The organism is Burkholderia sp. LMU1-1-1.1, from assembly GCF_040675865.1.
In the GTDB taxonomy this organism is placed as follows: domain Bacteria; phylum Pseudomonadota; class Gammaproteobacteria; order Burkholderiales; family Burkholderiaceae_D; genus Rugamonas.
In genome coordinates this window covers 337,667-351,797 of the sequence record NZ_JBEGHG010000056.1, presented here as the reverse complement: position 1 = coordinate 351,797, position 14,131 = coordinate 337,667, and the positions used below count along the sequence as shown (strand labels likewise).

Here is a 14,131-nt window from a genome sequence, read left to right as displayed (position 1 = left end):
GACACGGCGGATTAGGCGGAACGCCGTAATCGGCCATGCGTGCGTCCCGGCGGCGCATGCATGGCCGATTACGCTGCGCTAATCCGCCCTACGTGTCTCCGTGGAATTTGCTCGGTCCCTGGTCTTAGTTGAGCATGAGCTCGGGCTGGCGCTGCACGATGGCGGTCTTCGGCAGGCACACGATGAAGCTGCTGCCCTTGCCCGCCTCCGATTTGATCTGCAAGGTGCTGCCGTGGCGTAGCAGCACGTGCTTGACGATCGCCAGGCCCAGCCCGGTGCCCTGCGTCTCGCGCGAGCGGCTCTTGTCGACCCGGTAGAAACGCTCAGTCAGCCGCGAGATATGCTCGGGACTGATGCCGATGCCGGTATCCTCGACCTTGAACTTGACGCCGCCGTCGAACTCGCGCCAGACCAGCGTGATCTTGCCGCCGGCCGGCGTGTAGCGCACCGCGTTCGACGCCAGGTTGCCGAAGGCGCTGTGCAATTCCTCGTAGCTGCCCATGATGTCCGGGCCGTCGAATTCCATCGTGATCTCGTGCTTGCCGGCCGACAGCGCGCGGGCGTCGCGCAGCACCTGCTCCATCAGCTTGCGCACGTCGACCTGCTCCGGCCGCATCGGATAATCCACCGATTCCAGCCGCGACAGGGTCAACATGTCCTCGATCAGGTGCTGCATGCGGTGGCCCTGCTCCGTCATCAACTTCAGGTGGGCCGAGCGCGTGGCCACGTCCAGCCCCTCCGACGCGGCGATCTCCAGGAAGCCGACGATCACCGTCAGCGGCGTGCGCAGCTCGTGCGAGGCGTTGGCGATGAAGTCGCGGCGCATCTCTTCGATGCGCTCGGTCTCGGTGGCGTCGTGCGTGACCAGGATCTGGCGGCGGTTCTCGAACGGAATGATGTGCACGATCAGCTTGCGCTCGCGGAAGCTGATCGTCAGCGGCTGCTCGTAGCGGCCGAGGATGATGTAATCCATGAAATCGGGATTGCGCACCAGGTTGGTCACGCGCATGCCCTTGTCGCGCTCGTGCGTCAGGCCCAGGTGTTTTTCGGCGGCCGGATTGCACCACTCCAGGAACAGCACGTCGTCCATGATGACCACGCCGTCCGGCAACAGGTGCATGGCCTGGCGGAAGCGCGCCAGCCATTCCGTCAGCTCGGCCTGGTTCTTCTCGTCGTCGCGCCGCATGCGGTACAGGCGCGAGAAAATATTGGTCCAGGCGCCCCAGCCGTCGGGCAGCTTGGCGCTTTGCGGATCGTCCATCCAGTTGCTCAGCTGGTACAGGTAGGACAGTTGCACGAATACCATCACCAGCATCGCCAGCAAGGCGACCACCAGACCGGTCATCCATCCGAACATCCAGCCCAGCAAGGCGCAGACCGCCAGAATGAGAGCGGTGCGCAATGCTGCCGGCACCCAGAACACCAGTTTTGGATTCATGTTTGTGAGACTTATTTTTCCGAAAGCATGTAGCCTACACTACGGACGGTCTTAATCAAATGTTCCGCCTCCTTCAAAGCCTTGCGCAGGCGCAGAACATGCACGTCGACGGTGCGCTCCTCGATCACGACATGGTCGCCCCAGACCTTGTCGAGCAGCTGGCTGCGCGAGAACACGCGCTCCGGATGCGCCAGCAGGAACTTGAGCAACTTGTACTCGGCGTGGCCGATGTCGATCTTTTGCTCGTCCATCGAGACGGTGCAGCTGACCGGGTCCAGCATGACGTTGGCGGCGCGCATCGTGGCTTGCGCGTGCTCCGGGCTCTTGCGGCGCAACAGCGCCTTGGCGCGCGCCAGCAGCTCGCGCGGCGAGAACGGCTTGGTGACGTAGTCGTCGGCGCCGCTGTTCAGGCCGGCCAGCTTGTCCTCTTCCATGCTCTTGGCCGTCAACATGATCACCGGGATCTCGTTGAACTGGCGGTCCGAGCGGATGCGCGCCAGCAGGCGCAGGCCGGTTTGGTCCGGCAGCATCCAGTCGAGCAAAATCAATTGCGGGGTGCGGGTCTGGATGAAATCCCAGGCCTCGCCCACGCTTTGCACCGCGCAGCAGTTCCAGCCAGCCTCGCGCAGCGAGAACGTCACCAGTTCGACAATCGCCGGTTCATCTTCAACGATCAGGACTGTGGTTTTATCAGATGCCATTTCTTCTTTTACTCGCTTTGCGCCGGGACGTCGTCGGGGATCGGCAGCGCGGTTTTGGTGTGACGGATATCCTTGCCTTCAACGACGTAGATGACGTATTCGGCGATGTTCTTGGCGTGATCGCCGATGCGCTCGATCGCCTTGGCGACCCACAGCGTGTCCAGCGCGGCCGAGATGGTGCGCGGATCTTCCATCATGAACGTGATCAGGTTGCGCATGATCGAACGGAACTCGTGGTCGATCACGGCGTCCTGGGCGATCAGCTGCAAGGCCTGCTTGCCGTCGTTGCGGGCGAACGCGTCCAGCGCGTCGTGCAGCATGTCGCTGGTGTTGTTGGCGATGCCGCGCACCATTTCGTAATGGTTGACGGTGACCGCGCCGCGCGAATGCAGCGCCTTGGCGGTGCGGGCGATCTTGGTCGCTTCGTCGCCGATGCGCTCGAGGTCGGTGATGACCTTGATCGTCGCCATGATGGTGCGCAGGTCGTTGGCGGCCGGCTGGCGGCGCACGATCAGGTGGCTGCAGGCGTCGTCCAGCGACACTTCCAGCTGGTTGACGGTGTCGTCCTCGCGCATCACGCGGTCGGCGCGCTCGGGGTTGCCGATGCGGAAGCAGGTCATCGCATCGAGGAATTGCGTCTCGACGATGCCGCCCATGAGCAACACTTTCGAGCGGATGGCTTCTAATTCATTGTCGTACTGTTTGGATGAGTGCTCACCGATCATGTTCTTCTCCGTATCCGGTTGATATTATAAATGCAATCAGCCGAAGCGGCCGGTGATGTAGTCCTGGGTTTCCTTGCGGGCCGGGTTCATGAAGATCTGATCGGTTTCGCCGAATTCGACCAGCTCGCCCAGATACATGTAGGCGGTGTAGTCCGAGCAACGGGCGGCCTGCTGCATGTTGTGGGTGACGATGGCGATCGTGTAGTCCTGCTTCAGTTCGCTGATCAGTTCTTCCACCTTCGAGGTCGAGATCGGGTCCAGCGCCGAGGTCGGCTCGTCCAGCAGCAGCACGTCCGGTTTCACGGCCACGCCGCGCGCGATGCACAGGCGCTGTTGCTGGCCGCCCGACAGCGACAGGCCGCTCTTGGTCAGCTTGTCCTTGACCTCGCCCCACAACGCGGCCTTCTTCAGCGCCCATTCGACGCGCTCGTCCATCTCGCCCTTCGACAGGTCTTCATACAGGCGCACGCCGAAGGCGATGTTGTCGTAGATCGACATCGGGAACGGCGTCGGCTTCTGGAACACCATGCCGACCTTGGCGCGCAGCATGTTGACGTCCTGGCCGTCCTCGAGGATGTTGCGGCCGCGGTACATGATCGAACCTTCGGCGCGCTGGCCCGGGTACAGGTCGTACATGCGGTTCAGCGTGCGCAGCAGGGTCGACTTGCCGCAACCGGACGGGCCGATGAAGGCCGTCACCTGGCGCTCGTGGATGTCCAGGTTGACGTTGGTCAGGCTCTGGGTCTTACCGTAGAAGAAATTCAGTCCGCTGATTTCAATGGTCTTGCGTTTGTTACCGCTCATGACGGCGGTGCTTTCTGGGCTCAGTTGCGTATTCATTATCGATCGCTTTTCTAGTGGTCGAGGAGATTAGTTCGGGATTTTCTGGCTGAACAGGGTGCGCGAGACGATATTCAGCGCCAGGACGCTAAAGGTCACCAGCAGCGCGCCGCCCCAGGCCAGTTCGCGCCAGTTGTCGTAAGGGCTCATCGCGAAGCCATAGATCACGACCGGCAGGTTGGCCATCGGGCCATTCATGTCCTTGCTGAAGAACTGGTTGTTCAAGGCAGTGAACAGCAGCGGCGCGGTTTCGCCGGAGATGCGGGCCACGGCCAGCAGCACGCCGGTGATCACGCCGGCCTTGACGGCGCGCAGGCGCACCAGCATGGCGACCTTCCAGCGCGGCGCGCCGAGGGCGAAGGCCGCTTCGAGCAGGCTGTTCGGCACCAGGCGCAGCATGTTGTCGGTGGTGCGCACCACGACCGGGATGGCGATCAGCGCCAGCGCGATCGAGCCGGCGTAGCCGGAATAATGCTTGGTGGTGGCCACATACATGGCCCAGACGAACATGCCGATCACGATCGATGGCGCCGACAGCATGATGTCGGTGACGAAGCGGGTGACGGCGGCGATCTTGTTCTCTTCGCCGTACTCGGCCAGGTAGATGCCGGCCAGGATGCCGATCGGCGTGCTCAGCAACGTCGACAGGCCGACGATCATGAAGCTGCCGAAGATGGCGTTGGCCAGGCCACCGCCCTCGCTGCCCGGGGCCGGCGTGGTTTCGGTGAACATGTTCACGCTCAGCGCGCCGAAGCCCTTGATGATCAGGGTGACCAGGATCCAGGCCAGCACGGCCAGGCCGATGGTCATGGCGAACACCGACAGCGCGATGCCGATGCGGTGCTTCAGCAGGCGCTTGCGGTAGACCTTGTTGACCGGCGCAACGGCGTGCGCGGGAGTGATGACGGCTTGGTTCATTTGACGCCTTCCTTGCGGGACATGCCGGCCAACATCAGCTTGGCGGCGGACAGAACGATAAACGTGATAACAAACAGGATCAGCGCCAGCGCGAACAGCGACGACGTGTGCAGCACGGTGTCGGACTCGGCGAATTCGTTGGCCAGGGTCGAGGCGATCGAGTTACCGGCGGCGAACAGGGAGAACGACAGCTTGTTGGCGTTGCCGATGACGAAGGTGACGGCCATCGTCTCGCCGAGCGCGCGGCCCAGGCCGAGCATGACGCCGCCGACGACGCCGGTCTTGGTGTACGGCAGCACGATCTTGCGCACCACTTCCCAGCGCGTGCAGCCGAGGCCGTATGCCGATTCCTTTAGCACGGCCGGCACGATCTCGAACACGTCGCGCATCACCGACGAGATGAACGGGATGATCATCACGGCCAGGATCAGCGCGGCGGTCAGGATGCCGATGCCCATGGTCGGGCCGCTGAAGAACGGGCCGATGATTGGTAGCGGTCCCAACACGGCTTTAAGGAAGGGCTGCACGTGGTCGCCGAACAGCGGCGCGAACACGAACAGGCCCCACATGCCGTAGATAATCGACGGCACGCCGGCCAGCAGCTCGACGGCGGTGCCGAGCGGGCGACGCAGCGAGGCCGGGCAAATTTCGGTGAGGAACAAGGCGATGCCGAAGCTGACCGGGAAGGCGATCAGCAGCGCGATGCCGGACGTGGCCAGGGTGCCGACGATGGCGATCAGGGCGCCATATTTATCGTTGACCGGGTCCCATTCGACGGTGGTGATGAAGGCCGGGCCGAACTCCTTGAAGGCCGGCCAGGCGCCCACCATCAGCGAGATGATGATGCCCAGCAGCACCGCCAACACGGACAGTGCGAACGTCATCGTCACTTTGTGGAAGAAGAAATCCTGGATGCGCTGGTTGCGCATGGTGCGGTGCATCGCTTGCGTGGCAGCTTGCTCGGCAGCGGTCGCCTGTGCTGTGCTGGTGTGCATCGACTGCTCCGGTTTTGGAAGTGGCGTGGAAGTGATATCAGCGCTCATATTGTTATCTCGTTGATGTAGGCTAGCCTGCGGCGTCCGGTTGGGCGCAGCAGGCTAACCCCCTCGCCGCCTTGAACTTGCCGGGCGGCGAAGGGAGTCGGGATTAGTAGATGGCCTTGCCCGAAGCGTCTTTCAGGTTGGCTTTCCAGGAATCCTGCACCAGTTTGACAACCGAGGCTGGCAGTGGAACGTAGTCCAGTTCGACGGCAGCGTTGCCGCCCGATTTGAAGGCCCAGTCGAAGAACTTGACGACTTCCTTGCCCTTGGCCGCGTCAGCCTGCACCTTGTGCATCAGGATGAACGACACGCCGGTGATCGGCCACGAGTTTTTACCGGCCTGGTCGGTCAGCACGACGCCGAAGCCCGGGGTCTTGGTCCACTCGGCGTTGGCGGCGGCGGCCTTGAAGAACTCGTCGTCAGGCTGCATGAAGTTGCCGTCCTTGTTCTTCAGCTGGGTGTGCGACATCTTGTTCTTCTTGGCGTAAGCCCACTCGACGTAGCCGATCGAACCCTTGATGCGCTGCACGTTGGCGGCGACGCCTTCGTTACCCTTGCCGCCCACGCCGACCACCCACTTCACGGCGGTGCCGGAACCGATTTTGGTCTTGAATTCCGGGTTGGTCTTCGACAGGAAGTCGGTGAACAGGAACGAGGTGCCCGAACCGTCGGCGCGGTGCACCACGGTGATGTCTTCGGCCGGCAGCTTGACGCCCGGGTTGACGGCGGCGATTTCCGGCGCGTTCCACTTGGTGATCTTGCCCAGGTAGATGTCGCCGACGATCTGGCCGGTCATTTTCAGCTGGCCCGGGGTGATGCCGTCGAGGTTGACGATGGTGACCACGCCGCCCATGATGGCAGGGAACTGCATCAGGCCTTCGGCGTCCAGGTCTTCCGCCTTCAGCGGCATGTCCGACGCGCCGAAGTCGACGGTCTTGGCTTTGATCTGCTTGATGCCAGCGCCCGAACCGACGGACTGATAGTTCAGGCCATTGCCGGTGGAGGCTTTGTACTGCTCGGCCCACTTGGCGTAGATCGGGTACGGGAAGGTGGCGCCGGCGCCGGTCATATCGGCGGCGGTGGCGGCCGACGAGAATGCCATCACGGCAGACACGCCCACTACCAGGGAAGAGATCAGTTGTTTGATTCGCATTTCAAGTCCTTTGTTATGACAGGTTAGGATGCTGCGCAGTCTACCGGGCCAATATGACAGGTTTATGACATGCCAAAAAAATCTCGGAAATAACCATCCGTCCATGTTCCGCGCGCCATTTCCCCTATGGGAAGCGCTAACATGTCACAAAGCGGCCATCGAATGTTACGCCCTCCGGTCACAATTGTGACAAGCCCGGCCGCCATTTATGACAGGCCGTGTCACGGAGTTGTCATAATTTGTATTTACACTGTTGCAATCATTATTCTGTCGATACAGGCTAGAATTACACCATCTGCAAAGTGATTAAAAAGACATGAAGCCCGACTTGCATGCTGAAGTAAACAAGAACTCTGCTTTTCTGGACCGGGAACTGTCGCAACTGATGTTCAACCGGCGGGTGCTGGCGCAAGCCGAAGACAAGAGCATCCCTTTATTGGAACGCCTGCGTTATCTATGTATCGCCAGCAGCAACCTGGACGAGTTTTTCGAAGTGCGCGTGGCCAGCCTGCTGGCCGCTGGCAGCGTCGACGGCTCGCTGGCCAACCACCCCGCCCTGGTCGCCACGCTGTCGCGCATCTGCGAGGAATGCCATATATTGGTCGAGCACCAATATGAAATCCTCAACCAGGAAGTGCTGCCCGAACTGGCCGCCAACGGCGTGCATCTGGTGCGCCACAACGAACGCAACGAAGCCCAGCGCGCCTGGGTCAAGGAATATTTCGACACCGAGGTGCGTCCGCTGTTGACGCCGATCGGCCTCGATCCGGCCCACCCCTTCCCCCAGGTCGTTAATAAAAGCCTCAATTTCATTGTTTCGCTGAACGGCAAGGACGCCTTCGGCCGCGGCACCGCGATCGCCATCGTCAAGGCGCCGCGCGTGCTGCCGCGCGTGATCCGCCTGCCGGACGAACTGTCCGACAGCGGCGGCGTGTCGTTCTGCCTGCTCTCGTCGATCATCCACGCGCATATCTCCGATCTGTTCGCCGGGCGCGAAGTGATCGCCTATTCGCAATTCCGCGTCACCCGCGACAGCGACCTGTGGGTCGACGAGGACGAGGTCAAGAACCTGCGCCAGGCGCTCAAGGGCGAGTTGCAGGGCCGCCAGTTCGGCACCTCGGTGCGGCTGGAGGTGGCCAAAAACTGCCCGCCGGAACTATCGCAGTTCCTGCTCGACCAGTTCGGCCTGCATCAAAGCCGCCTGTACGCGGTCAACGGCCCGGTCAACCTGGTGCGCCTGACCGAGATCATGGACCACGTCGACAATCCGGCGCTGCGCTTCCCGCCCTTCTTCCCCGGCATCGCCCAGAAACCCGGCAGCGCCGACATCTTCGCCGCGCTGCGCAAGGGCGACATCCTGCTGCACCACCCGTTCCAGTCGTTCCAGACGGTGATCGACTTCATCCGCAGCGCCGCGCTCGACCCGGCCGTGGTGGCGATCAAGCAAACCATTTACCGCACCGGCATGAACTCGGACCTGATGGAGTCGCTGATCACGGCGGCGCGCATGGGCAAGGAAGTGACCGTCATCGTCGAGCTCAAGGCGCGCTTCGACGAGGAGGCCAACATCAACTGGGCCGACAAGCTCGAACAGGCCGGCGCCCAGGTGGTGTACGGCGTGGTCGGCCTGAAAACCCACGCCAAGGTGGCGCTGGTGATCCGCCGCGAGGAAGGCAAGCTGCGCTTCTACGCCCACCTCGGCACCGGCAACTACCATCCGACGACGACCAAGTTCTATACCGACTTCGGCCTGCTGACCTGCCATCCGGGCATCAGCCAGGAGGTCAACGAGGTGTTCATTCACCTGACCAGCCTGACCAAGCCGCACCGGCTGACGCATTTGTGGCTGGCGCCGTTCGCGCTGCAAAACGAGATCATCAAGGCGATCCGCAACGAGGCGCGTATCGCGCGCGCCGGCCGCCCCGGGCGTATTATTGTTAAGATGAACGCGCTGGTGGACGAATCGGTGATACGCGCGCTGTACGCGGCGTCCAAGGACGGCGTCAAGATCGATCTGATCGTGCGCGGCGCGTGCACCCTGAAGCCGGGCGTGCCGGGCCTGTCGGAAAACATCCGCGTGCGCTCGATCATCGGCCGCTTCCTGGAGCACAGCCGTATTTATTACTTCCGCAACGATCTGGCGCACGACGTGATGCTGTCCAGCGCCGACTGGATGAGCCGCAACCTGTTCCGCCGCATCGAGGTGGCGTTCCCGATACTGGACAAAACGCTCAAGCGGCGCGTGCTGGCCGAGGGCTTGAATCCGTATCTGAAGGACAACGTCAACGCGTGGGAGCTGGAGGCGGACGGGCATTACACGCGCCGCAAGACGCGCGCCAAGCAAATCGGTTTCAGCGCCCAGCAACATCTGATGCAGTCGCTGGGCACTCCCGGGGGCAACCTCGGCGACGGTTAATAACAACAACGCAAGGCGGGCCGGAAGGTCCGCCGCTGGGATCTTTTTCTAATGATAGTCGGGAGAAAAGCATGGATCTCATTTTATGGCGGCATGCGGAGGCCGAGGATGCGGCGCCCGGCATGTCCGATCTGGAGCGGGCGCTGACGCCCAAGGGCGTCAAGCAGGCGCGCCGCATGGGGCAATGGCTCAATTCCCAGTTGCCCGACAGCTGCCGCATCCTGGCCAGCCCCGCCGTCCGCACCTTGCAAACGGTCGAGGCGCTGGGGCGCAAGTTCAAAATCCACACCGATCTGGCGCCGGGCGCCGATCCGTCCGACATCTTGAAGGCGGCGAACTGGCCCGGCGGCAAGGATTCGGTGCTGGTGGTCGGCCATCAGCCGACCCTGGGCCAGGTCGCCTCGCTGCTGTTGACCGGTGACGACCTTGAATGGGATATCCGCAAGGCCAGCGCGTGGTGGTTCGCCCAGCGCGATCCGGGCAACGCCATGAGCGTGTATCTGAAGGCGGTGATGGCGGCAGACCTGGTGGTGAAATAGCGACGGCGGAAGCATTGTCGTGCTTGCAAAGCGGCAATGATCTGCTAAAGTGAAATCGTACCAACCAGAGGGGGGATACGATGTTTACCTTGCTCACCATGGGCATCCTAGGAGGGATGATCGCCCTTGTTGTCTACGAGATCGTGCAGGAGACCGCAGGCAGCAAACAGAAACTGACCGACCGCTATCACGAATAGCACTTCGCTTCGTACGAAGCCTACTCGGCGCCGATTGGCGCCGATGTTCGTTTACGGCGTGCTGGACCTATCGACCGGTTTTGAACTTGGTGTAGGTGCGCGTGATCACGCGGCGGATATCCGCCGGCACCGCCTCCGGCGCCGCCATCCGCTGCTTGTCGGCCTCCGACAGGAAAATCGTCTTGTTGGCGGCAATATCCTTGCGCACGAACTTCAAACTGGCGGCATTCGGGTTGGCGTAGAACACCTTGTTGGTCAGGCCGGCATGCACCTCGGGACGCAGGATGTAATTGATCCACAAATGCGCATTGTTCGGATGCGGCGCGTCGGCCGGAATCGCCATGGTGTCGAACATCAACGCCGCCGGCGTCTTCGGTATCAACGCCTCGATCACATTGCCGTTCTTGGCGTCGACCGCGCGCTGGCGGGCGATGTTGATATCGCCGGACCAGCCCAGCGACACGCACACCGCGCCGTTGGCCAGGTCATTGATATAGCCCGACGAGCTGAACAACGTCACGCTCGGACGGATCGCCGCCAGCAGCTTGCCCGCCTCGGCGTAGTCGCCGGCGTTTTTCGAGTACGCCGGCTTGCCCAGGTACATCAACGCCGCAGGCAAGACCTCCGACGGCGAATCCAGGAACGACAAGCCGCACGATTTCAGCTTGGACACGTATTCAGGCTTGAACAGCAAGTCCCAGGCGTTCTCCGGCATCGGCAGGTTGCCCAGCGCGGCCTTGACCTTGTTGACGTTGATACCGACCGTGGTATAGCCCCACAGCCAGTCGACCAGATATTCGTTGGCCGGATCGATGCTGGCCAGCTTGGCCTGGATCGCCGGATCGAGGTTCTTCAGGTTCGGCAGCTTGGACTTGTCCAGCTTGCGCAGCAGTTTGCCTTCGATTTGCAGGCGCGCCCATGGCGCGGTCGGCACGACGATGTCGTAACCGGATTTGCCTGCCACCAGCTTGGAATTGAGAATCTCGTTGTTGTCGAAAACATCATAACGGACCTTGATGCCCGTTTCTTTTTCGAAGTTTTTAACCGTGTCTTCCGCGATGTAATCGGACCAGTTATAGATGTTGAGGACTTTTTCCTCGGGCGCCTGGGCGGCGACCTGCCCCACGGCGGCCATCAAACCTGCGGCGACCAGCGCCGCGCCAACGAACTTCCCTGCCATAGCACCTCCGAAAAGTGGATTCATACACAACCCGTGATGATCGGGCATCCACCGTTTCCGCGCAAGGAGTTCGTTAGAAATAGACCCCGATCGTCAGCCCAGCATGTCGAACAGCGTGCCGGTGCCGCCGCCGGAACCGTTGATCGCGCTGCCGGAGCCGGTCTGGGCCTGGGCGCTGTACAGCGCCACCAGCGCGTTGGCCTGCGCCGTCAACGCCTTGGTCAGCACGGCGCGCTTGCCGTTGATGCTGGCGATCTCCGTGTTCATTTGCTTGGCTTCCTTGCTGATCACGCTGGTCGAGGAAGTGAACGCGGACGCCTTGGACGACATCAAATCGGCGATACCCTTGCCGTCGTTGGTGAACAGCTTGGCCACCGACGACGAATCGGCCGTCAGCGCCGCCTGCAGTTTCTTGTCATCGACCACCATATTGCCCTTGGCATCCTGCGTGACGCCGGCCGCGCCCAGCGCCGAAATCGACACGCTGCCGCCGCCCGTCTTCAACAGCATGCTCATCTGGCTGACCACCTGGCCAACGGCGGTATCGCCCTTCAGCGCACCCTGCTGCAGCGTCTGCAACTTCTTGTTCAGATCGTTGTAGGCGGCCACGAAGGACTTCAGGTTGGCGCCGATCTGGCTCGAATCCTGTTTGATCGTCACGTCGGATTTGCCGGTGCCGGTCAACGTCAGGGTGGCGCCGGCGATGCCATTGTCCTTGGCCAGCGTGTTGGTCGGACTGGTGACTTCCTTGCCGTCCACCGTCAGGATGGCGTTTTGCGCCGCCGTGGTCTGTTTCAACTTTTGCGCGCCGTCGGGATCGAACGCCAGCAGACCCTTCAACGCGGCGTCGCCGCTGACGCTGATGCGCAGGCTATTGGCCGCGCCGCTCTCGCCGGCGATGCCCAGCGAAAACTTGCCGTCGTCACCCTTGACCACCTTGACGTCCACACCGGCCGCCTTGAACGCGGCGGCCATGCCTTCGAGCGTGTTGTTGGTGCTGTCGATGGTGATGGTTTTGCTGCTGGCCGTGCCGTTGGTGACGAAGCCTTTGGCGCCGCCGGCGGTGCCGAAGTCGATCTTGACCGTCGTGGTGGCGCCGCTGCCGATCTTGGTGGTGGCCGAGGTGAATTCTTCGCTGGTCAGGAACTGGCCCTGCGCCAGCTGCTTGACGTCGATCGCGTAGGTGCCGGCCTTGGCCGCGCCGGTCGACGTCGCGGTCAGCACCGTCTTGGCCGAGCTGGCGGCGCTGGTGCTCAAGCCGCTACCGGTCAGGCCGGCGGCGAGCGCCTGGAAATCGGCCAGCGCGCTTTGCAGCTGGCCCAGGCCGGACAGCTTGGTCTGGTCGCGCACCAGCGTCGCGTTGAGCTTGGTCGCGGCGCCGTTCTGCGCCGTCATGGTCTGCTCGACGCGCTTGTAGATGTCGCTCGATACCGCCGTGCTGGCGGCGCTGGTCGCGGAGTTGATGGAGGTCGCCATAGTGTATTCCTGCCTGGATGATTACATAGTATGCAATATGGTCAGGATAACCGATACCGCGAACAGAACAGGATTTACCGCCCAATCTATATTGAAACATTTTGAAACATTCAAAGATTCAAAAATCTCGGCGTCGACGAACCGAGCGACGCCGCCGGACCATCCCAAACCATCGGCGCGCCGCCAACAACCACCGGCGGTAACAAGCGCCGCGCCGCGCCCCATTCCGTATGCTCGATGCCCGGCGACAGATCCGCCTCGCCAGCGGGGCCCAAAGGCTGCGCGCCGGCGTCGGGCGCGGAGTCTGCCAGCAATTTGGCGGTGCGCGCCAACGACAGGCGCGCGCCCATCGCGCGGTTTTCGGTCAACCGATAAACCAAGCCGCGCAACACCGCCGCCGCCATCAGGTAGCCGGTGGCGTGGTCCAGCGCCTGCACCGGCAGCGGCACCGGTTTGCTGGCGCCCTGCATCCGCATGCCATGATCGGCGATGCCCGAGCTCATTTGCACCAGGCTATCGAAACCGCGCCGGCCGGCCAGTGGACCGGTCCAGCCATACGCGTCCAGGCTGACATCGATCAGTCCGGGGTTGAGCGCGCGGCGGAATTGCTCGCCGTAACCCAAACGCTCCAGCGCGGCCGGACGATAGCCGTGCACCAGCACATCCGCGCGCGCCAGCAAGTCCTCAAAGATGGCACGGTCGGCCGGCTGGCGCAGGTCCAGCCGCGCGCAGCGTTTGCCTGGCGTCACCTCGGGAATCACGCCGGGCTCATTCCAATCGGGCGGATCGATGCGCAGCACGTCTGCGCCATAGCCGGCCAGAAATCGGGTCGCGACAGGACCGGCGAGCACACGCGTGAGGTCCAGCACTTTCAATCCCGCCAGTGGGCGCCCCGGCGTGGCGGCGCGATGCCAACCCTGCGCGGACGCGGCACCGTCAAGCTCCCGCGTCTCGAGCGCGACCAGCGGCTCGGCGGCGACCGCGACGCCTTGCGGATGCGCAGCCCATTCCGCCGCCGAACGCATCATCGCCGCGCAGCCGCCATTGCCGACCACCGCCGCTTCCAGTTCCCCGCCGCGCCAGCCCGCCACCGCGCGCGCCACGGCGTCGCGATCGACCTCACAGCCGAGCACCGCCAGCGCGGCGTCCCGATGATGGATGGCGTTGGTGTGCAGGCGTATCCAGCCGTCGGCGGTGGCGTAATCGCCGGCCACCGCGTCCCACAGCGGCGGGCGCTCCCAGCCGATGGGATGGATCGACCAGCCGAACCAAAGCGACGCCAGCCGCCGATCGACATGCACCGGCGCGGCATCGCCGCCCTGCGCGACGATCAACTGACGAAGCGCCAGCGCCGCCGCGCCGACCGACGCCGCCGCCAGATCGGAGACGGCGTAATATGACGGCAGCGCGCCGTTCCCTTCAAAGCGCACCGCGTCCGGCGCGTCGTCGGGAAGCGCGAGCGCAGAGGCCGCCGCTTGCAGCAGGTGACGAGAGATAACAGACATGAC

General features: G+C 62.9%; 12 protein-coding genes. 2 read left to right on the top strand and 10 right to left on the bottom strand.

All coding sequences use genetic code 11. The features are described 5' to 3' along the window. Window positions 1-124: 124 nt before the first annotated feature. The 7 genes from phoR to pstS all read right to left on the bottom strand — a co-directional run bounded on the left by phoR (window position 125) and on the right by pstS (window position 6,815). Entirely contained in the window at window positions 125-1,438 is a 1,314-nt protein-coding gene (gene phoR / locus MRBLMU1_RS27140; RefSeq protein WP_363508443.1) for a phosphate regulon sensor histidine kinase PhoR, read from the bottom strand. A gap of 11 nt (window positions 1,439-1,449) precedes the next feature. Continuing rightward, the gene (locus MRBLMU1_RS27135; protein ID WP_090320876.1) at window positions 1,450-2,139 is read right to left on the bottom strand and encodes a response regulator; all 690 of its coding nucleotides are present in this window, start codon (window positions 2,137-2,139) and stop codon (window positions 1,450-1,452) included. 8 nt (window positions 2,140-2,147) lie between these two features. Then, entirely contained in the window at window positions 2,148-2,864 is a 717-nt protein-coding gene (phoU, locus tag MRBLMU1_RS27130) for a phosphate signaling complex protein PhoU (RefSeq protein WP_315222407.1), read from the bottom strand. A 36-nt stretch (window positions 2,865-2,900) separates the two neighbouring features. Beyond that, on the bottom strand, window positions 2,901-3,668 hold the full coding sequence (pstB, locus tag MRBLMU1_RS27125; protein ID WP_363508438.1) for a phosphate ABC transporter ATP-binding protein PstB: 768 nt from the start codon (window positions 3,666-3,668) through the stop codon (window positions 2,901-2,903). Between the two features lie 66 nt (window positions 3,669-3,734). After that, window positions 3,735-4,622, bottom strand: a complete 888-nt coding sequence (pstA, locus tag MRBLMU1_RS27120) for a phosphate ABC transporter permease PstA (RefSeq protein WP_363508435.1) — start codon at window positions 4,620-4,622, stop codon at window positions 3,735-3,737. Continuing rightward, window positions 4,619-5,617 (bottom strand): phosphate ABC transporter permease subunit PstC, encoded by a 999-nt coding sequence (pstC, locus tag MRBLMU1_RS27115; RefSeq protein ID WP_363508432.1) that lies wholly within the window; start codon window positions 5,615-5,617, stop codon window positions 4,619-4,621. Before pstC ends, pstA begins: the two co-directional genes overlap by 4 nt. A gap of 151 nt (window positions 5,618-5,768) precedes the next feature. After that, on the bottom strand, window positions 5,769-6,815 hold the full coding sequence (gene pstS / locus MRBLMU1_RS27110; protein ID WP_363508429.1) for a phosphate ABC transporter substrate-binding protein PstS: 1,047 nt from the start codon (window positions 6,813-6,815) through the stop codon (window positions 5,769-5,771). A 316-nt stretch (window positions 6,816-7,131) separates the two neighbouring features. On the opposite strand from pstS, the gene ppk1 reads away from it, so the two are divergent. Together ppk1 and sixA are read left to right on the top strand one after the other, a co-directional pair. Then, window positions 7,132-9,231, top strand: coding sequence for a polyphosphate kinase 1 (ppk1, locus tag MRBLMU1_RS27105; protein WP_363508426.1), 2,100 nt, complete (start codon window positions 7,132-7,134; stop codon window positions 9,229-9,231). 71 nt (window positions 9,232-9,302) lie between these two features. Beyond that, on the top strand, window positions 9,303-9,770 hold the full coding sequence (gene sixA / locus MRBLMU1_RS27100) for a phosphohistidine phosphatase SixA (protein WP_363508423.1): 468 nt from the start codon (window positions 9,303-9,305) through the stop codon (window positions 9,768-9,770). A 264-nt stretch (window positions 9,771-10,034) separates the two neighbouring features. Here sixA and MRBLMU1_RS27095 read toward each other — a convergent pair whose 3' ends face one another. The 3 genes from MRBLMU1_RS27095 to MRBLMU1_RS27085 all read right to left on the bottom strand — a co-directional run bounded on the left by MRBLMU1_RS27095 (window position 10,035) and on the right by MRBLMU1_RS27085 (window position 14,128). Beyond that, window positions 10,035-11,147, bottom strand: a complete 1,113-nt coding sequence (locus MRBLMU1_RS27095; protein WP_363508420.1) for a polyamine ABC transporter substrate-binding protein — start codon at window positions 11,145-11,147, stop codon at window positions 10,035-10,037. Between the two features lie 93 nt (window positions 11,148-11,240). After that, complete coding sequence (gene fliD, locus MRBLMU1_RS27090; RefSeq protein WP_363508417.1) at window positions 11,241-12,623, bottom strand: flagellar filament capping protein FliD; 1,383 nt, start codon at window positions 12,621-12,623, stop codon at window positions 11,241-11,243. Window positions 12,624-12,733: 110 nt separating this feature from the next. Beyond that, on the bottom strand, window positions 12,734-14,128 hold the full coding sequence (locus MRBLMU1_RS27085; RefSeq protein ID WP_363508414.1) for a CoA transferase: 1,395 nt from the start codon (window positions 14,126-14,128) through the stop codon (window positions 12,734-12,736). Between the last annotated feature and the right edge of the window lie 3 nt (window positions 14,129-14,131).

What these genes read in the sequence shown, in the direction of transcription:
- phoR (WP_363508443.1), bottom strand. Translation starts at nt 1,438, where the DNA reads ATGAATCCAAAACTGGTGTTCTGGGTGCCGGCAGCATTGCGCACCGCT.
- MRBLMU1_RS27135 (WP_090320876.1), bottom strand. Translation starts at nt 2,139, where the DNA reads ATGGCATCTGATAAAACCACAGTCCTGATCGTTGAAGATGAACCGGCG.
- phoU (WP_315222407.1), bottom strand. Translation starts at nt 2,864, where the DNA reads ATGATCGGTGAGCACTCATCCAAACAGTACGACAATGAATTAGAAGCC.
- pstB (WP_363508438.1), bottom strand. Translation starts at nt 3,668, where the DNA reads ATGAGCGGTAACAAACGCAAGACCATTGAAATCAGCGGACTGAATTTC.
- pstA (WP_363508435.1), bottom strand. Translation starts at nt 4,622, where the DNA reads ATGAACCAAGCCGTCATCACTCCCGCGCACGCCGTTGCGCCGGTCAAC.
- pstC (WP_363508432.1), bottom strand. Translation starts at nt 5,617, where the DNA reads ATGCACACCAGCACAGCACAGGCGACCGCTGCCGAGCAAGCTGCCACG.
- pstS (WP_363508429.1), bottom strand. Translation starts at nt 6,815, where the DNA reads ATGCGAATCAAACAACTGATCTCTTCCCTGGTAGTGGGCGTGTCTGCC.
- ppk1 (WP_363508426.1), top strand. Translation starts at nt 7,132, where the DNA reads ATGAAGCCCGACTTGCATGCTGAAGTAAACAAGAACTCTGCTTTTCTG.
- sixA (WP_363508423.1), top strand. Translation starts at nt 9,303, where the DNA reads ATGGATCTCATTTTATGGCGGCATGCGGAGGCCGAGGATGCGGCGCCC.
- MRBLMU1_RS27095 (WP_363508420.1), bottom strand. Translation starts at nt 11,147, where the DNA reads ATGGCAGGGAAGTTCGTTGGCGCGGCGCTGGTCGCCGCAGGTTTGATG.
- fliD (WP_363508417.1), bottom strand. Translation starts at nt 12,623, where the DNA reads ATGGCGACCTCCATCAACTCCGCGACCAGCGCCGCCAGCACGGCGGTA.
- MRBLMU1_RS27085 (WP_363508414.1), bottom strand. Translation starts at nt 14,128, where the DNA reads ATGTCTGTTATCTCTCGTCACCTGCTGCAAGCGGCGGCCTCTGCGCTC.